The sequence below is a fragment of the Kitasatospora sp. NPDC048722 genome, assembly GCF_040650235.1.
GTDB lineage: Bacteria > Actinomycetota > Actinomycetes > Streptomycetales > Streptomycetaceae > Kitasatospora.
Genome location: NZ_JBEZGX010000024.1, coordinates 49165 through 67538 on the forward strand (window position 1 = coordinate 49165; position 18374 = coordinate 67538).

The following is an 18374-nucleotide window of genomic DNA, read 5'->3' on the forward strand; positions in this document are numbered from 1 at the left end:
CGCACGGTCGCGCTCACGCTCCGTTCGCGTGCAGGGCGGTCACCGTGGACGTGCTCGGGTCGGACACGCACAGCCTCCCGTCGCCGGCCGTCCAGGCCAGGGTGTTCGGGCCCTTGCCCTTCAACCCCGAGTACTTCCAGCGGGGCTTGCCGTCCGCCGGGTCGAGCGCCCACAGGACGGTGTCCGGGCCCATCCGGTAGAGGTTGCCGTCGGCGAGAAGGAGGCGGGCGCCCAGGTACGCGGCGTCCGGCGGGTCGGGCGGCAGCGGGGTGCGGTGGTGGGGGCGGCCGTTGCCGGTGTCGAGGGCGGCGACCGAGACGCCTCCGTCCGCGTCCTTCATCAGGCAGTGCACCGTGGCGCCGTCCGCCGAGGCCGCGAAGCCGTCGCCGTGCAGGGAGGCGCCGATGACGCCGTCCGTCGTCCACGTCGGGTTGCCGGTGGCCGGGTCGAGGGCGGTCAGGGTGCCCCGGACTGCGTCGGGCACGAGGTAGTGGCCGCCGGCGGCGGTCAGGCCGACGGAGGGCATCCTCCGCTCCCACGCGACCTCGCCCTTGGCGTCCAGCATCTTCAGGGTGTCCTGGGCGCACAGCGCCGCGTGGTCGTCGCCGGGCAGGAGCGCGAGTTCGAGGAGCTGCGTCTGGTCTCCGTGGAACCAGGCGGTGCGGCGGCCGGCCAGGTCCACCGCCCACACGTGGAAGCCGGTGTCCGCGATCCCCCGGTCCTCACCGTCGCCGAGGCCGATCAGGTAGGCCCGGCCGGCGCGGATCCCGGCGAACAGCAGCTCGCCCACGGCGTGCGGGCGGTCCTGCTGGAGCCGCCAGTCGACCGATCCGTCGGCCGGGTTCACGCTCACCAGCTCGCTCCTCGACGCGCCTTCGACGAACGCCGTGCCGACGGTGTAGAGGCGGTCGCCGCCCAGGGCCGAGAAGTTCCGGGGTGTGCCGCCCAACGCGTAGCCGGCGTCCGCCGTCCACTTGGTGTGGCCGGCGCCGTCCACGCCCCAGATGTGGTTGGGCCCGATGCAGGCCGTCACGCCGGGGGCGGAGAGGAGTTGGGGGCAGGCGGACGGCAGGTTCACCTTCCAGGCGAGGGTCGCCTCGGGAACGGAGGAGGAGGCCGGGCGGGTGATCGCCGCGTCCGTGGGGGCGGCGGCTCCGTCCCGGTGGCGGAGGAGAGCGACGGTGGTGGCCGCGCCCGCTGCGGTGAGCACGCCGCCACCGACGGCCAGCAGGAGGCGGCGGCGCGGGAGTTGGCGGGGCGGGGCGTCGGACGGGGGTGGGTATGCCGGTGGCTCCAGTGGCTCCGGTTGCTCCGGTGGCTCCAGTGACCCCGGTGACCCCGGTGGCTCCGGTGGCTCCGATGACTCCGGCGTCGCGGTGAGGACGCCCCGCACCGCGAGCACGTCCGTCGTGACGGCCCTCGGGAGCCAGCCGCCGGCCGTCTCGGGGCGGCCGATCCGTTCGACCAGCTCGACGAGCTGCCGCGGGGCCGGCCGGTGCACCGGGTTCTTCGCGAGGCAGGCGCCCACCAGGTGCCGGAGGCCGTCCGGCAGACCGCTCAGGTCCGGCTCGGTGTTGACCACGCGGAACAGTACGGCCGCCCCGGCACCTTCGCCGAACAGGTGCCGCCCGAGCGCCGCGTACGCGACCGTCGACCCGAGCGCGAACACGTCGCTCGCCGGGGTGAGCGGCTCGCCCAGCGCCTGCTCCGGCGACATGTACGGCGCCGAACCGATCACCGAACCGGTCGTCGTCAGCCCGGTGCCGTCGGCGGCGCGCGAGATGCCGAAGTCGATGACGTGCGGACCGTCCAACGCCAGCAGCACGTTGCCGGGCTTGAGGTCCCGGTGGATCAGCCCGGCACGGTGCACCTCGTGCAACGCCTCGGCGAGCCCGGCGGCCAGCGTGCGGACCGTCCCCTCGGGTAACGGGCCGTGCCGCACCACGGCCTCCTGCAGCGGGACGCCCACGACGAAGGCCGTGGCCATCCAGGGGGTGACGGCCTCCGGGTCGGCGTCGACGACGGGCGCGGTGAACGCCCCCGACACCCGGCGCGCCGCCGCGACCTCCTGCCGGAACCGCGCGCGGAAGCCCGGGTCCCCGGCCAGCTCCGGCCGCACGACCTTGACGGCCACGGTCCGTCCACCGGCCGACCGGCCCAGGTACACGGCGCCCATGCCCCCGGCCCCGAGCCGCCCGACCAACGCGTACGACCCGATCTGCCGCGGATCCGCGGGCCCGAGTTGCTCCACCGTCTCCCCCTCCCCGCGAGCCCTCAAAGGCTAGGCCCAACTGCGGTGCGGTGACAGTGGATCATCCAGGTTTTATCGCCCCGGCACTGCCTGGCGCCCACCCTGGCGGCGGAGCCGCCAAACTCTCCCACACCGGATCCGCCACCCCCGGCACCGCCCTCCCGGCCGCCCACCAGAGCCGGACCAGCTCGGCATAGATCGGTACCCCGGCGTCCAACTCCGGACCACCATGCAGAAACGTTTCCCCGCCAACCGACGAGACGCAATCACTCACGCCCCGCCCAACGGCCCCACCCCACCGGAGACACGCCCCCACCACCCCTTCACCCCGAATCCCCGGCCCAGTTCGCACGGAAAGTCGACCCAGCCGACTTCCTGTGCGCTCGCACCTCGGGTTCGACCCGCCCAACCTCCCCCGCGCGATGCCCTACGAGCCGCCCCTGCACAGAAGTCGACCACCCCGACTTCCCGTGTGCTCGCACCCTCGGATTCGACCCGCCCAACCTCCCCCGCGCGAGGGCCTGCCGGCCGTGCTCGCACAGGAAGTCGATCAGCTCGACTTCTCACGCGCTCGCTCACTCGGAGACCCCGACCCCGCACACCACCCACCAGCCGGCGCACGAAAAGTCGGCAGGCCCGACTTCTTCTGTAGTGGGGGGCGCTAGTTGATCAGCCGGTAGCGCGAGAAGTCGAGGAGACCGACTTCTCGCGCTGGCTGCACAAGAGTTGGGGCGCTGCTGGGCAACGCCTCGCAGGAGCGTGAGAAGTCGGTCTCCTCGACTTCTCCTGCGCGTTCGGTACGCCGCCTCTACAAGCCAGCGGGGGAAGAAGGCGCCAGCTGCGTACAGGAAGTCGGACGGGCCGACTTCCTGCGCGGGCGCTGGGGCGCGAACAGTAGCGCCGGCGGGCACCGCGCTTGAGCGAACGAAGGGAACACCGATGCTCGGGACATCGGGCGGCCCGAGGTGGGGTCAGGGCTTGGATCGGGCGGCGGCCAGGAGGGCCGGGACTGTGGCCAGCTTTACGCGCGGGCGGCCTTCGGCTTCGCCTCGGGTGCGTTCGGCTCGGTCCACGGCTCGTAGTTCCTTCAGGCCCACCGTGTCGGGGCGCCTGGAGCGGATGAGGTGGTCGAGGTCCTTGCGGGTGGCGGCCGGGGTGAGGAGGGTACGGGCGGTGGCGTCGTCGAGGAGGGCGTCGACGGTTTCTCGGGCGCAGGCGCGGTTGGCGCCGATGCCGCCGGACGGGCCGCGTTTGGCCCAGCCGACGACGTAGGTGCCGGGGAGGCCGTCGACGCGGCCGCCGCGGTGGGCGACGGTCTGCGTCGTCTCGTCGAACGGGAGGCCGGGTATCGGGACGCCCCGGTGGCCGATGGAGCGTACGACCAGGCCGGTCCGGATCACCTCCTCCTCTCCCGTACTCCGCCGGACGGACACCCCGGTCACTCCCCCGTCGTCCCCGATCAGGGCCTCGGGGGTGGAGAAGAAGCGGAGTACCAAGCGGCGAGCTCCCTCCGGCTCCGCCGAGCCGTCGAAGTGCACCAGCGGCAGCCCGTCGAGCAGGGACACACCGGATGCCGGCGAGTCCACCACGACCTCCACCCCCGGCAGTTGGCGCAGCGCGAGGAACTCCGACCGCGTCCACGCAGCCTCCGCCGGCCCGCGCCGCGCGAGCAGGACGACCTCCCGCACCCGGCTGCCGCGCAGGGCGGTGAGCGCGTGGTCGGCGATGTCGGTGGCGGCGAGCCGGTCGGGGTCGGTGAGCAGGATGCGCGCGATGTCGACGGCGACGTTCCCGTTGCCGATCACGACGACCCGCGAGCCGCCGTCGAGCGTCACCGCGTCGGCCGGCACGGTCGGTTCGGCGTTGTACCAGCGCACGAAGGTGGTGGCGGGGAGGCTGCCGGGCAGGTCTTCGCCGGGTATGCCGAGCCGCCGGTCGGCCGCAGCGCCGACGGCGTAGACCACCGCGTGGTGGTGGGCGGCGAGCTCACCGTGGGTGAGGTCCGTGCCGACCTCGACGTTGAGGTACATCCGCAGGCGCGGGTCGTGGAAGACGCCGGCGAAGCTCTCCGCGATGCGCTTGGTCGACTGGTGGTCGGGGGCGACGCCGTGCCGCAGGAGGCCACCGGCGACGGGCAGCCGGTCGATCATGGTGATCTCGGCGCCGGTGGTGCGCAGGAGTTCCTGCGCGGTGTACCCGGCGGAGGGCCCGGTGCCGACGACGGCGACCCGCAACGGCCCGAGCCCGTCGGGCAGGCTGCGGGGGAAGGTGGGCGTGCCCCACGCGTGGTCGTTGGGGTGGTCGCGGTACCAGTCCCGGTTGAGGTCGCCGTACACGGTGTCGGGCCCGCGCAGCCGGTCGACGGGGAAGACGGCGTCGACCGGGCAGGCGTCCGCACACGCGCCGCAGTCGATGCAGGCCGCCGGGTCGATGTACAGCATGTCGGTCGTGCCGAACTCCGGTTCGTCCGGGGTCGGGTGGATGCAGTTGACCGGGCAGACGGACACGCAGGAGGCGTCGTTGCAGCAGGTGCGGGTGATCGCGTAGGCCATGGCCGGGGGTGGGTCCTCACTGGGACGGGAGGGGTCTGCGGACGGGAGCGGCCGGACGAGAGGGGCCGGACGAGAGGGGGCGGACGAGAGGGGGCGTCAGAGCATGTCGATGCGCCGGTAGATGGCCGCGGAACGCTGCGTGAGGAGCCCGGTCTCGGCGAGGAAGGCCATCAGGTGCCGGGAGCTGGTGCGCATCATGGCCTTGCGGTGCTCGTTGCCCCGGACTTCGGCGAGGGCCCGCGCGACGTCGAGTCCGGTGGCCTTGTACACCCCGGGGTGCACCATGCTGGTGACGATGACGTACGCGCCCATGGCGATGCCGGTCGCGGAGGTGCGCCGCCGGGTGGGGCCGGCGTGCCGCATGCGTTCGCGGATCTCCTGACGGGCGAACTTCATGTGCCGGGATTCCTCGACGACGTGGATGCGGGAGGTGCCGCGGACGATGTCGAGGACGTTCTCGCCGCGCATCCAGTCGCGCTGCATGACGTCGAGCACCTCCTCGGCCACGAGGATGCCGCCGTAGGCGAGTTCGCCCTTCGCGAGGGACTTGAAGGCGCGGCCGGCGTGCGCGACCACCGAGTTCGGACGGTAGGCGGGCACGCCCATCTTCTTGCAGGCGCGCGCGAACATGATCGAGTGCCGGCACTCGTCGGCGATCTCGGTGAGTGCGAACTGGAACTCGGAGCTGGCCGGGTTCTTGAGGTACTGGTCGCGGAGCACCATCTGCTGGAGGATCATCTCGAACCAGATGCCGGTGTTCATGATCGAGCAGACCTCGTGCCGGGTGAGGGTCACGCGCTGCTGCTCGGTCATCTCGCCCCAGAGCCGGGTGCCGTAGAGCGTGCTCCACTCCGGGTTGAGGCCGTAGTGCTCGTCGGGGAGGGGGGCGTCCCAGTCGATCTCGGTCGACGGGTCGTACGAGAGCGTGGCGGCCGAGTCCAGCAGCCGTTTCGAAACGTCGTCGTCGGCGACGGTGTGCTGGTCGCTTCTCCGCCGCGCCGCCGGGTCGGTGAGGGCCATGGCTGCCTCCAGGTGCCTGCTCCTGCGGGTTCCCGCTGACCCGCTTATTAGACGGACAGTACAATAAGAGCCCGCCGCCGAGAACCCCCCGCGCGGCGGGCGGGGGCGCACAGCGAAAGGCCCGCGCCCCGGGAGCGATTCCCGGGGCGCGGGCCCGTCAAGGAGACCAGGGCCTGCCCGAGAACCAGGGCCTGCCCGAGAACCAGGACCTACCGCAGCGCCTTCCGCAGCGCCTCCGCCGCCTCCGCCGTCGCCTCGCGGAACCGGTGCCCGATCCCGATGTAGTTGGCGTACCCGTGGATCAGATCCGGCTGCCGGCTCAGCTCCACCTCGACTCCCGCCGCCCGCAGCGCCTCCGCGTACGCCTCGCCCTCGTCGCGCAGCGGGTCGTAGCCCGCCGTGCCGACGTACGCGGGCGGCAGGCCGGTGAGGTCGGCGGCGCGCAGCGGCGAGACGCCCGGGTCCGCGCGGTCGACCGGCTCGGGGGCGTAGCGGTCCGCGAACCAGTCCATGTCCGCGCTGGTCAGGAAGAAGCCGTCGGCGAAGAGGTCCCGGGACGGCCGCCGGACGGACGCGTCCGTCGCCGGGTACAGCAGCAGCTGGAAGACGGGCGCGGGCCCGCCCCGGCGCACGGCCCGCTGCGCGGCGACCGCGGCGAGGTTGCCGCCCGCGCTGTCGCCGCCGACGGCCACCCGTGCCGGGTCCGCGCCCAGGTCGCCCGCCTTGGCGAGGGCGAAGTCGACGGCGGCGAGGGCGTCGTCGGCCGCCGCCGGGTACGCGTGCTCGGGCGCCAGGCGGTACTCCACCGACAGCACCCGCACCCCGGCCCGCTGCGCCAGGAACCGCGAGACGTGGTCGTGGCTCGCCCGGGAGCCCACCACCCACCCGCCGCCGTGGAAGTACACGAGCAGCCCGGACCGCTCCCCCAGCCCGGCCGGGCTGTACAGCGTCGCCGCCAACTCGCCCCCGTCCGAGGGGATTCCGACCTCCCGGACGGCCACGGGACCGATCGTCGGGCCGCCCACCAGGTAGCGCGCGTACTCCATCGCCGTCCGCGAGGGCCCGACCCCGCCCGGGAGGACGAGGGCCGCCTTCGACAGCCGCTGCAGCTTGAGGATCAGCTGCGCGTCCAGGGCGAGCGTCTGCCCGTCCCGCACGACCGGCGCCCCCGCGATCGCCCGCCGCACCCCCTCCGGCAGCGCGTACGCGCCCCGGACGACGGCGGCCTGGATCCGGACGGGGAGTGGAATCGACATCGCTGCCTCCTGGCGGCTCTCCTGGGGCTCTCCCGGGGAGCCCATGATGGGGCCGCCCGCCGGTCGGGGGAACCCCGCCTCGACGCCCGCTCAAGGCGGTCACGAGCCTCCGGGCGCCCGGGCACGCCGACGCGGTCCGCGGCGGGGACGACTGCGGCGAGACATCCGAGCTGGTGTGGATGCCATGCCGGCAGCCCATGAGGACGTGCTTCAGCGACTGCTCCACCACCCGACGGCGACCGCCGGAGACCACCCGACGGCCACCGTCGGAGACCGCGCAGACGCGACGCCGGAGACCTCGCGCTGACCCGCGCCGACCACCCGGAGCAGGACTCCGCCGTGGTCGACGTCACCGCACACCCGCTCGCCGGGCTCATCCGCACCGAGAACACCGCCGCGCTGCGCGAGGTGCTGCCCGACGCCCTGCCGTGGTCGGTGTTCCTGCCGGAGGACCACGTCGAGACGATGCTCGCCGAGATCGGGGCCGTACTGGCGTACGCCCCCGGCGGCGCCGACTCGGCGCGCGGTGCCGCCGCCCTGGAGAACCCGGGTCCGGTGGCCCTGCTCCTGACCCCGTGGCGGCACAGCGCCGAAATCCACGCCGACCCCGCGCTGCACGCCGACCCCGCCCTGCACGCCGCCCTCACCCGCGAGCCCGAGGGCGATCTCGGCGCCGTCCCGGAGCCCGAGGCGAGGCCGACGAGTGAGCCCCGAGCGCGGGGAGCGCGCGGCCCCGCCACCAGTCGGCGACGAGTACGACCTCCGGTTCGCGCGCAGCTAGGTGACCGGCGTCGGCCGCACCCGGTACCTGGTCGACGACGCCAACCGCACGGCGTGGATCACCTACGCCGGCACCGGGCACCCAGGGCGACGGACCGACCGGCCCTGCGCCGACGCCCGGCCGAGCGGCCCGAGGTGTCGGACGGCGTGGCTACGATCCCGGCCATGGGCTACACCACGGAATTCACCGGCCGGATCGCCGTCGAGCCGCCGCTCAACGCGCACGAGATCGCCTACCTGCGGAAGTTCGCCGACACCCGGCGCATGGACCGCGACAACGGCCCCTACTTCGTCGACGGCACCGGCTTCGCGGGACAGGGCCCCGACCCGGACATCCGCGACGGCGGCAGGCCCCCCGCGGGCCAGCCCGGCCTGTGGTGCAAGTGGGAGCCCACGGACGACGGCGCCGCGATCCAGTGGAACCAGCACGAGAAGTTCTACGACTCGTCCGAGTGGATGGCCTACCTGGTCGCCCACTTCCTGAAGCCCGGCGCCCACGCCCAGGGCCTGCCCGGCTTCGAGGCCTTCACCTTCGACCACGTGCTCAACGGCGTGATGGACGCGCAGGGCGAGGAGGCGTGGGACACCTGGCAGCTGACGGTCCGGGACAACGAGGTGTCCGCATCGGGGCCCGTGGAGCCCGAGACGGTGTGGCTCTGCGGGGGCTGCATCACGGTGATCGCCGACGAGGACACCATCTGCTGCCCGGAGGCGGAGCCGTTCCCCGCGTACGCCGAAGACCCCGAGCAGGCGCGCGCCGACCGGGTGGAGCGGTTCTCCACCGTGGTCGACCCCACCGCACGCCTGCTCGCCGAGCTCGCCCGCGCCGAGGACGCCGCCGCGCTGCGCCGGGTGCTGCCCGACGCGCTGCCGTGGTCGGTGTTCCTGTCGGAGGGCGATGTCCGGACGATGCTCGCCGAGATCGGCGATGCGGCACGTGAAACCGACGCCCCGGTGGCCTTGTTGCTGGCCCGGTGGCGGCACCTCGCGGAGGTCCACGCCGACCCCGCACCGCACGCCACCCTCACCCGCGAGCCCGTGGGCGGGAGCGAGGACGCCGCGTGAGCCCCGAGCCCACCCTCGACGAGATCGAGGCCCGCTTCGTCGCCCTCCTCGACGGCCGTCTCACCCGGGAGGCGGCGGACGAGTGGGCCGTGCAGCAGATGCACCTGACCGAGGACGACACCGACGAGTTGGCCGCCTGGGCCCTCGATCTACTCGCCGGGATCGACCTCCGCCACGGCCCCGGAGCCCCCTACCTCCACGACGACGAGCAGGTCAGCGGCTGGCTCGACGAGTTCCGGGCCCGCCGGGCGACGTCATGACGCCACCCGGCGGGCCCTCTCCGCGAGGTACCGCCGCTCAGGCGCGCTGATCGTACGGGCCGCAGCCTCGCGGTAGGCGATGGCAGCCTCCGCCGACTCCCCTTGCAGCTCCAGCAGGTGCCCGCGCACCGCGAAGAGCCGGTGGTGGCGCGCCAGCCGCCGGTCGGCCTCCAGCTCCGTGAGCAGCGCGAGTCCGGCCGCCGGCCCGTGCACCATGGCCACCGCCACCGCCCGGTTGAGGGCGGCCACCGGGTTCGCGTCGTAGCTCAGCAACACGTCGTACAGCGCGAGGACCTGCGCCCAGTCGGTCTCCTCCACCCGTTCCGCCTCGCTGTGCACGGCCGCGATCGCCGCCTGCACCTGGTACGGCCCCGGCTGCCCTCCCGGCAGCGCCCCCTCCAGCAACGCGACGCCCTCGGCCACCGACGAACGGTCCCACGTCCTCCGGTCCTGCTCCCCGAGCGGCACGAGCTCCCCCGCCGGGCCCGTGCGGGCCGGGCGACGCGCGTCGGTGAGGAGCATGAGGGCGAGCAGTCCGGCCGTCTCGGCCTCGTCGGGGGCGAGCCGCAGGAGCAGCCGGGTGAGGCGGATCGCCTCGCCGGACAGCTGCGGCGCGGTCAGGTCCTCACCGGCGCTCGCGCTGTAGCCCTCGTTGAAGATCAGGTACAGCACGTGCCGGACATCGGCGAGACGTCCCGGACTTCCCTTCAGTGACACGCCCTTGAGCGTCTGCTTCGCCCGGCTGATCCGCTGCGCCATCGTGGCCTCCGGCGCGAGGAACGCGGCGGCGATCTGCGCGGTGCTCAGGCCGCCGACGGCCCGCAGGGTGAGCGCGGTGCGGCTCTGCGCGGAGAGCGCCGGGTGGCAGCAGAGGAAGAGGAGCGCGAGCGAGTCGTCCCGGTCGGGTACGGGCGCGGACGCGTCGGCGGCGTGCACGAGCAGCGCGGACTGCGGGGTGGCGAGCGCCAGCGCCTCCTCCCTGCGCCGCCGCGCCGAGTCGCTGCGCACCTGGTCGACGAGCCGCCGGGACGCGACGGTCATCAGCCAGCCGCCCGGGTTCGCCGGCAGGCCGCCGTCCGCCCACTGCACCGCCGCGGCGAGCAGCGCCTCCTGCACGGCGTCCTCGCACGCGTCGAACGCCGCCCCGCCGTGCCGCCGTACGAGCACGCCGAGGACCTGCGGCGCCAGCTCGCGCAGCAGGTCCTCGGTGTCCCGGCTCAGCGGGCTCACGCGTCCGGCGCGTTCGACGGCGACTCGTGCAGGATCGGCCACAGCTCGAGGGGGTCGACGTCCGCGAACGGGAAGTCGGCGGCGATCTGCTGGGCGCGCTCCTGGTCCTCGCAGTCGAGGAGGTAGAAGCTGGCCAGGTACTCCTTGGTCTCCAGGTACGGCCCGTCGGTGACGACCGCCGCGCCGTCGGTCCGCCGGACCAGTCGGGCGGCGGCAGCGTCGGCGAGGCCGTAGGCGCCGAGGAGTTCGCCGGTGGCACGGTACTTGGCGTTGAAGGCCTCGACCTTGGCGATGGCGGCCGGCCACTCCTCGGCGGGGAAGGCGTTCCACTTCTCCTGGTTGCCGTAGATCATCGCGATGTACTTCATGGTGCCGGGTGTCCTCTCGGTGCCTCGTGCGCCGTCCGTCGGCGCCCTGTCACCTGTCAGTCGGAGCGGCGCCCGGGTCCTCTACATCGGTCGGCGAGAATCTCGGGCCAGGCTTCCACACGCCCCGTCGACCGTCAGTGGGGGTTGGTAGGTTCCGCGCATGGCTGTCTTCACCAATCGCCGCCCGATCACGTCGGCGGATTCCCTCACCCCGGTCCAGGCGGAGCAGGTCGCACTGAGCGGCAGGCTCTACGACGGCGAGGACCTGCCGGCCGACCGGCGGCTGTCGGCCGACGGCGACGACGAGGCGGTGCTGGACTTCTGCGAGCTCTGGGACGTGGTGGCCGACGGCGCGCCGCGCTACGAGGCCTGGTTCTACCAGGTGGACAGCGGTTCGATCTTCCTGGCCGGGACGACGGAGGTGGTCGCGGAGGTCGTCCAGTGCGGGCTGGAGTGCCCCGACCCCGAGCGGCGGCTGGAGCTCGGCACGGCGATGGTCCGGGCCGGCCTGCTGCCCGCGTCGGACTCGGCCCACCGGGAGTTCGGCGAGGCAGCCGAGAACGTCCGATGAGAGAAGGCCGGTGGGCCCGACGTCCGGGACGTCGGGCCCACCGGCCTTCCTGCCGAGCGGTTCAGGACGAGAAGTACCCGACCAGGTCGGCGACCACGTCGGTGCTCCCCCACTGGTTGACGAACGACACCCGGCCGTCCACCACGGGGGCCACCACCAGCGTGGAGACGACCTGCCCCGGCCGGTAGTTGATGCTCGACGCGTCCGGACGGGCCGTCCCGTGCGGGAAGACCGTCAGGAAGCTGGTGTTCGTCGGCCAGACCGCCGTCACGTTCATGACGACGGCGGTGACCCCGGTCGCGGGCATGCCCTCGACGCCGGCCACCCGAAGGCTCACCATGTCGCCAGAGCCGCCCAGGGAGCCCACGCGGACGCCCTCGCCGTCACGGGTGTCCATCAGCCGCACCAGCGAGGACGGCGTGTAGGTGGAGCCCGAGTCGGTGTAGTAGCCGGTGATGTCGACGCCGAGGTCGACGTCGCCCCAGGCGTTGCGGATGTCCACCACGCCGTTGACGACCGGGACGGTCACCAGGTTGGTCACGTTCTGCCCGGCGGCGAAGTTGACCGCCGAGGCGTCGGGCACCGGCTGGCCGTCCGGGTAGACCGTGAGGTAGCTGGTCCGCGACGGGTTGACGGCCGTCACGCTCATCACGACCGCGGTGACGCCGGTCTCCGGGACGCCGCCCACTCCCGTGACCTTGAGCGGGACGACGCCACCGGCACCGACCCGCCCGGCCGGGGCACCGACGCCCCACACGGTGTTCAGGATGCGCGACGGGGCGACCGGGCGCAGCAGGGAGCCGGCGCCGCCGTCGGTGTAGTAGCCGAGGATGTCGACCCCGAGGTCGACGTCGCCCCAGGCGTTGCGGATGTCCACCTTGCCGTTGGAGAGCGGCACCGTCACCAGGTTGGTGACGATCTGCCCGGCGGCGAAGCTGACGGTCGGCAGGTCGGGCACCTTCTGTCCGCTCGGGTACACCGAGACGGCGCTGGTGCTGGAGGGGTTGACGGCCGTCACGTTCATGACGACGGACGTGACGCCGGTCGTCGGGACGCCGCCGACCCCCGCCACCTGGAGCGAGAGCACGCCGCCCTGGCCGAGGCGCCCGGCGGGCGCGCCGACACCGGAGACGGTGTTGAGGATGCGGTTGGGGGTGAGCGGGACGAGCTTGCCCTTGGTGGCCGGCGCGGCCGGGGTCACCGTGTAGGCCTTGGGGAAGTAGCCGTAGGAGGGCGTGCCGGAGGTGTAGCCGATCCCGTCGAGCACCAGGTCGTAGCTGCCCGGCGTCAGGGCCGTCGTGTCGACCAGGACATGGAGCGAGGTGCCGTCGGGGCTGACCGACAGCGGCCGCAGGTACGGGCGCGCGGTGCCGGTCGAGTCGCTGCGGATCAGCCTCAGCTTGGTGCCCAGAGAGAGACCGGTGCCCCGGATCTCGGCCTGGGTCAGCGTCCCGGCCGCGCCGGTCGCGGAGTTGATCGAGCCGATGACCAGGCCCGGTCCCGGGTGAGTGTTGCAGCCCGGCCGGTTGCAGGAGCCCTGGAAGCTGTACTCGACCGGGGTCGTCGTCTTCCCCGGGCTGAGCATCAGCAGGCCCTGGCCGGGTGCGGCGCTGTTGGGGCTCTGGCACTGGGCGTCGAGCCCTCCGAACTCGCCCATGATGCCGGCGCACAGGTAGTCCGAGTCGTTGACGTCCCACCGGGTCGGCCCCGCCAGGTCGACGCGTGGCTGCTCGCTCCCGGTGACGCTGGTGACCCCGAAGACCTCGAAGTACTGTGCCGACCGCAGGTCGATCACCGCGCAGTAGGCCGCCGAGTCGTCGGTGAGCACACCGCTCTGCAACGGGATGCTCTCGGACGAGAGCTGGTGCTGGGTGCACTCCGGCACCCAGCCGCCTGCCGTACCGACCTTCCAGGTGTCCACGTTGGCGTGGATGTTCTTGCCCTGGTACCCGGAGGCGAGCACCAGCATGGTGTACGAGGTCGAACCGGTGACCTTGCAGGAGTTGCCCCACTGCACGCAGACGGTCTTACCGGTCGCGTCGACGACCTGTGCCAGCACGCCGGGCTCGTACCGGTTGCCGGTCGTCCGTGCACTCAGCCAGAACTTGTCCGTGGCTGCGGCATCGACGCGGACGCAGCGGGCGTCCAGGGCCGAGGTCAGGTCCATGGACACGGCCCGGCCGCCGACCGCAGTCGAGTTGGGGGCGAGGCAGGTCGCGGTGGGCGAGATGTCCCGCCGGACCAGCTTGTAGTTGTCGCCCCAGGTCGAGCTGGTCAGCAGGGCGGTGTACGGGACACCGGCCGTCAGGGCGCAGGTGATGACCGAGCTGAGGGCGGTCGAGCACGCCACGTTGCCCTGCGGGTCGACGATCTGAAGCGAGGCGTTGACCTGGTTCGCCGTGTTGGTGTAATCGGCCATCTCGGCGGTCGAGTGCTGATCGGCGGGCAGGCCGAGACAGGCCTGCTTCACGTCGGCGGACAGGGCGACCTCCGCACCCCACGTGCCGTCGAACCCGCTCCGCGGCCAGGCGGCACAGCCAGCCGTCTCACCGGTCCGGTGGATCACCAGCCCGTACGGCTTGTTCGGTGCGCCGCCCATGGTGGCGCGGAACGGAGCCGTCCCGGTCAGCTTGCAGACGGCGGACGGGGAGCCGCCGTTGTCGCACTGCTTCGCACCGGCCGCATCGTAGACGGTGACGCCGACGTCGGCGCCGTCCTTGGGCGCCCGGTTGAGCAGGTAGACACCGTTGCCCGGGGCAGTGGGCAGGGTCAGGCAGAGCACCTGCCCCGACGGGCCGAACGTTCCGGTGACCGGGCCCGACACCAGGCCGTTGTCAACGGTCGCGGAGCAGCCCCGGGTCTCCTTGGTCGACCGGAAGGCCATGCCGAAGGCACCGGCCGACGTGGTCTCGGCTCCGACCGCCCAGGTGTAGTTGCCGGGCGCCAGATCACAGCTCTGGTTGGCCGGAGGACAGTTGGCCACGTCGCTGCCGTCTGCGTTGAACAGCTGACCACTGACCCGGGTGTAGTCGGCCCTGACCGCGGCCATCGTGTACGGGCCGGCATCGGTCACCCGGAGGACGCGACAACGTGCCGTCACGGTCAGGTCCGGGGCGGTGCCGAAGGCCTGCGGCTCGACGGTCGGACAACCCTCCGGCGAGGAGAGCCGTTCCAGTGTGAGGTCGGCGGTCTGAGTTCCGCCGTTGTACTGCGCCACGACACGGAACGGCGCCGTCCCGGTGAGGCGGCAGAGCAGCGGGATCCACTCGCGGTCCTTCGAGCTGCACAGCTCCTTGCCGGTGGCATCGAAGACGTACTGGGTGAAGTAGGTGGAATAGCCGCGCAGCATCTCCCCGGCGGCCAGGTCAAGCGTGTAGCAGTCGCCCGCCCAGCCCGCAGACGAAGAGACGCGGATCGGCTTCGGAGCAGCGAGGGTGCGGTCACCCGGGTCCACCGTCTTGCAGGCGGCGCCGGAGAGCACCGGCAGGTACGACACCGCGATGCCGGTCGAGGAGGAGTTGTTGCGGACCTCCAGCTTGTACGTCCCCGCCTGGCTGGTGACGCATCGGAGCGTCGGGAGGGAAGTATCGCAGGCCACCGCAGAGCCGTCCGGCGCGGTCAGCTTCGGATAGACCCAGGAGTTTGCCCCGACCACCCGGACGAAGGCCAGGTCGTTCTGTTGCGGCAGGGTGAGCGAGAAGGTGGCCGACTTGTTCGAGTCGACCGTGCAGGTGGTCACCACGCCCGGGTCCAGGGTGGCCGGACAGGGGCCGGTCGGATCGGCCTGCTGGACTTCGCGGGCCGCCTTCTCCTGCTCGGCCTTCGGGTCCGGGGTCGGCGCGGTCGTCGGCCCGGCGGTGGGCGCGGCGGCCGGGGCCGGGGTGGTGGTCGGCGCGGCGGTCGGGCTCGCGGACGACGTGGCTGCGGGCGGCGCGGCGGCGGCAGCCGGGTTGGCCTGGCCCACGAACGTGGCCAGGACGGCGAGCAACAGGGCGCCGGGAGCCGCGAGTGAGGCTCTCCTCCCCCTGTGTCGCGTTCGTCTGTCGGTGGACAGGAACGTCACACTTTCCCCCCATGTCGGAAACGCCTGATTCCCGTGACTTTCACGGAAGTTCGCAGGCGGGCGGAGTCTAGCGAGCGCAAAGGACAAGTTGAGAAGCACCCTCGACCCCGCGAGAGGTTCCCACGGCGGGGCCTTCGAGCGCGATGAGTTTTTTGGGGAGCCCTTGACCATGCGGGTACAGGCGCAGACCCGGGAACGACAAAACGGCCGGTGGATCCGAAGATCGACCGGCCGTTCGCTGTGCGCGAGGGGGGAGTTGAACCCCCACGCCCTTTCGGGCACTGGAACCTGAATCCAGCGCGTCTGCCTATTCCGCCACCCGCGCATCTGGGTGATGAGGAATATCGTAGCCCATCCGCGCGGGTGCTCCGGACCAGGCCGGACGGGGCGGAGGGTCAGTCGGCGAGCTGCGCGACGATCCAGTCGACCAGTACGCGGGAGACATGGCTGTGCTCGGTGTTGGCGTCGTCGAACTCGACGGCGTCCAGGTGGCCGCGGTCCAGGTCGTCGTCGGTGATCGCGGCGGCCGGGTCGACGTCCCACTGCACCGGGTCGAAGTCCAGCGCCGCCGCGCTGACGGCCGGCACGAAGGTGCCGCTGCGGTAGTCCTCGGTGATCTTCGCCTTGAGCGCGTCCGCGACCTTGCCGAAGGAGTCCAGGGTGCCGCCGGGCACGGCGTCCAGCGCCGGGACCTCGGTGGCGGTGCTGCGGCGCACGGCGAGGCCGAGGTGCATGCCGCCGATCCGCTGCTTCTCGCCCTTGTCCGGCTGGAACCGGGCCGTGGCACTGGCGATCAGCGCCTGCCAGTCGAACGCCACCTCGCCCACCGGCAGCGGGAGGCCGACCCCGTCACGCCGGCCGTTGGAGACGCCGAGCTTGCGCGGGATCACCGGGAAGTTGCCGACCCGCGCGAGGTCGTCGAGGAACTCCTTGCGCAGCGGGCTGGCGGTGGCCACCGGGCCGGAGTACTTGGCGTTCTCGACCCACGCCCACAGCAGCTGCTGGGCGGCGGGGCTGCGGACCAGATCGGCCTGCTTGGCGCCGTCCGGACCGGCCGGGGTGTAGTCCTCGAAGAAGTACGCCATCTGCTGGAGGACCAGCGGGATCCAGGCGCCGTTGTGCGGCGAGTCGAAGGAGAGGTACGTCGCCGTCTGGTGGTCCATCCGCTGGGTCTCCAGCTTGGCGAGCGCGTAGCGGGTGATGATGCCGCCCATGCTCACCCCACCGACGGTCAGCCGCTCGTCGCCCACGCGCTCCGCGATGGCGCGGAGGACGGCGTTGATCACGACCTCGGCGTTGGCCTGGATGTGGGTGTGCCGCTCGGTGAAGCCGATCAGGACGATGTCGTAGCCCTTGCTCAGCAGCTCGTCGAAGAGGCCCGGCCGGCCGTCGGCGACGGTGTTGAAGTACGCGAACAGGCCGGGCAGGTCGCTCGGGCCGTAGTTGAAGCCGTCCGCGAAGAGGAAGGGCTTCCGCAGGCCGATCTTCGGGTTGGCGTAGTAGACGGCCGCCTGCCCGGTAGCCGTCTGCCCCTTGTACGGCGCGCCGGTCAGCTCCCACACCACGTCGGCGTCGCGGCCGCGCTCGCCCGACAGCTCGCCGGCAAACCAGACGCCGGGCTTGAGCGAGTCGGCGATCTCCGCCAACTCGGCCTTGGTGGGCTCCGCCTGGCCCTCTTTGAGGGCCGTCAGCGCTACGTCGATACGGGGGTCTTGTGCCATGGGTACCGCCTCGGTCGATGCGAGCAGGTCATGTGCGCACAGTGATCGACCGTAACGGTTCGACTACTCACCGCACCAGGACCACGCCGGAACCGATCGAAATCGTTCGGGTGCGACCGAGGCTGGCCGTTTAGAGCGGGAAGTCGCCGGCGCGAACGGCGGCGAGGAAGGACTCCCAGGCGGGGACGGGGAAGACGAGGGCCGGGCCCTGCGGGTCCTTGGAGTCACGCACCGGGACGGCGCCGGGAAGGGATTCGAGGGCCACCTCGATGCAGTTGCCGCCGGCACCGCCGCTGTAGCTGCTCTTGCGCCAGACGATCACGTCGAGCTCGTTCTTCGTCATCTCTGAACCCTTCCAGCGCGTCGGCGATCAGCGCGAGCGAATCGGCCTCTGACAGAGAGTCTCCGCGCAGCCGATCATAGCTTCGGCGATGCCTCGCCACGAACTCCGGCGCATCGCTGGAATGCCCGCGATCAAGAGCCTCCGAGTACACCCAGGTCTGGCCATCCGGCATGTCCAGCAACACCATTGACGTGTCGATGATGGTCTGCCGACGTGCGAACGGCACCACATAGATGGTCACGTTCGGGAGCTTCGCAACAGTCAGCAGGTGCTCCATCTGGCGCCTCATTACTCCAGGTCCGCCGAAGACGGTTCGGATGGCACTCTCGTCCAGGAGTGCCACCAGCAACGGCCCACCCGGTTCGAGGAACCGCTTCTGCCTGGCCAGTCGAGCCGCAGTTCGTTCCTCGATGACATCGGGCTGGCCCTCAGCATCACTGGCCGCGAACACCGCCTCCGCGTATTCACGGCACTGAAGTAGGCCATTCATCACCCCCAGCTCGAAGGCCCTGGCAGCCACAGCCTCGGACTCCATGTCGACATGGCTCTGGAACCAGTCCGGATGCTCGACCCCCACGCTCCAGTCCACCCGGGCCCAGAGCCGCATCAGCGCGCCGCCAGTGTTGAGCAGCACATCGGCCTGCTCGACCATTTCAGGCTGCATGCGGCGCTGGCCGGACTCGAACCGCGTGATATTCGTCCGGGTGCAGTGCAGGAGCTTCCCCAACTTTTCCTGCGTGAAGCCGGCCATCTCTCGATAGAACCGCAGCTCTTCGCCGAACATCACGGCCGAACTGGCCGTCGGCTCCTGCTTGAGTCTCCGATGTGCCACGCCGGCCCCCTCATGTAACACGTGTGCCCGGTACCAGATTTCGGCCATCACGGTACCTCCGC

The 18374-nt window shown here is 72.1% G+C and carries 13 protein-coding genes and 1 tRNA gene; 3 read left to right on the top strand and 11 right to left on the bottom strand.

The window, feature by feature from the left end:
• Nucleotides 1–13: 13 nt before the first annotated feature.
• The 4 genes from AB0C76_RS19275 to AB0C76_RS19290 all read right to left on the bottom strand — a co-directional run bounded on the left by AB0C76_RS19275 (nucleotide 14) and on the right by AB0C76_RS19290 (nucleotide 7079).
• Nucleotides 14–2251 carry a PQQ-binding-like beta-propeller repeat protein gene (locus tag AB0C76_RS19275; protein ID WP_359966423.1) on the bottom strand — a complete coding sequence of 746 codons (2238 nt, stop codon included), beginning with the start codon at nucleotides 2249–2251 and terminating at the stop codon, nucleotides 14–16.
• Between the two features lie 971 nt (nucleotides 2252–3222).
• The gene (locus AB0C76_RS19280; protein ID WP_359966426.1) at nucleotides 3223–4803 is read right to left on the bottom strand and encodes an FAD-dependent oxidoreductase; all 1581 of its coding nucleotides are present in this window, start codon (nucleotides 4801–4803) and stop codon (nucleotides 3223–3225) included.
• Between the two features lie 96 nt (nucleotides 4804–4899).
• A complete protein-coding gene (locus AB0C76_RS19285; RefSeq protein WP_359966429.1) occupies nucleotides 4900–5823 on the bottom strand; it encodes a diiron oxygenase in 924 nt (307 codons plus the stop codon).
• Between the two features lie 209 nt (nucleotides 5824–6032).
• The gene (locus AB0C76_RS19290) at nucleotides 6033–7079 is read right to left on the bottom strand and encodes an alpha/beta hydrolase (RefSeq protein WP_359966432.1); all 1047 of its coding nucleotides are present in this window, start codon (nucleotides 7077–7079) and stop codon (nucleotides 6033–6035) included.
• Nucleotides 7080–7418: 339 nt separating this feature from the next.
• Here AB0C76_RS19290 and AB0C76_RS19295 point away from each other — a divergent pair, with 339 nt between their 5' ends.
• On the top strand, nucleotides 7419–8924 hold the full coding sequence (locus AB0C76_RS19295; RefSeq protein WP_359966435.1) for a hypothetical protein: 1506 nt from the start codon (nucleotides 7419–7421) through the stop codon (nucleotides 8922–8924).
• On the top strand, nucleotides 8921–9184 hold the full coding sequence (locus tag AB0C76_RS19300; protein WP_359966438.1) for a hypothetical protein: 264 nt from the start codon (nucleotides 8921–8923) through the stop codon (nucleotides 9182–9184). Before AB0C76_RS19295 ends, AB0C76_RS19300 begins: the two co-directional genes overlap by 4 nt.
• On the opposite strand, the gene AB0C76_RS19305 is transcribed toward AB0C76_RS19300, so the two are convergent.
• Both AB0C76_RS19305 and AB0C76_RS19310 read right to left on the bottom strand, forming a co-directional pair.
• Entirely contained in the window at nucleotides 9179–10405 is a 1227-nt protein-coding gene (locus tag AB0C76_RS19305; protein WP_359966596.1) for a DUF6596 domain-containing protein, read from the bottom strand. The two genes, AB0C76_RS19300 and AB0C76_RS19305, sit on opposite strands and share 6 nt — an antisense overlap.
• Before the next feature lie 5 nt (nucleotides 10406–10410).
• Nucleotides 10411–10782, bottom strand: coding sequence for a YciI family protein (locus tag AB0C76_RS19310; RefSeq protein WP_359966441.1), 372 nt, complete (start codon nucleotides 10780–10782; stop codon nucleotides 10411–10413).
• Between the two features lie 160 nt (nucleotides 10783–10942).
• Here AB0C76_RS19310 and AB0C76_RS19315 point away from each other — a divergent pair, with 160 nt between their 5' ends.
• Entirely contained in the window at nucleotides 10943–11353 is a 411-nt protein-coding gene (locus tag AB0C76_RS19315) for a hypothetical protein (protein ID WP_359966444.1), read from the top strand.
• Between the two features lie 61 nt (nucleotides 11354–11414).
• Here AB0C76_RS19315 and AB0C76_RS19320 read toward each other — a convergent pair whose 3' ends face one another.
• The 5 genes from AB0C76_RS19320 to AB0C76_RS19340 form a co-directional block, all read right to left on the bottom strand.
• On the bottom strand, nucleotides 11415–15341 hold the full coding sequence (locus AB0C76_RS19320) for a hypothetical protein (protein ID WP_359966447.1): 3927 nt from the start codon (nucleotides 15339–15341) through the stop codon (nucleotides 11415–11417).
• Between the two features lie 316 nt (nucleotides 15342–15657).
• Nucleotides 15658–15741 (bottom strand) — tRNA-Leu (locus tag AB0C76_RS19325).
• Between the two features lie 70 nt (nucleotides 15742–15811).
• On the bottom strand, nucleotides 15812–17137 hold the full coding sequence (locus tag AB0C76_RS19330; protein WP_359966450.1) for a hypothetical protein: 1326 nt from the start codon (nucleotides 17135–17137) through the stop codon (nucleotides 15812–15814).
• 130 nt (nucleotides 17138–17267) lie between these two features.
• Complete coding sequence (locus AB0C76_RS19335) at nucleotides 17268–17402, bottom strand: DUF397 domain-containing protein (protein ID WP_359966453.1); 135 nt, start codon at nucleotides 17400–17402, stop codon at nucleotides 17268–17270.
• On the bottom strand, nucleotides 17362–18360 hold the full coding sequence (locus AB0C76_RS19340) for a helix-turn-helix transcriptional regulator (protein WP_359966456.1): 999 nt from the start codon (nucleotides 18358–18360) through the stop codon (nucleotides 17362–17364). Before AB0C76_RS19340 ends, AB0C76_RS19335 begins: the two co-directional genes overlap by 41 nt.
• Between the last annotated feature and the right edge of the window lie 14 nt (nucleotides 18361–18374).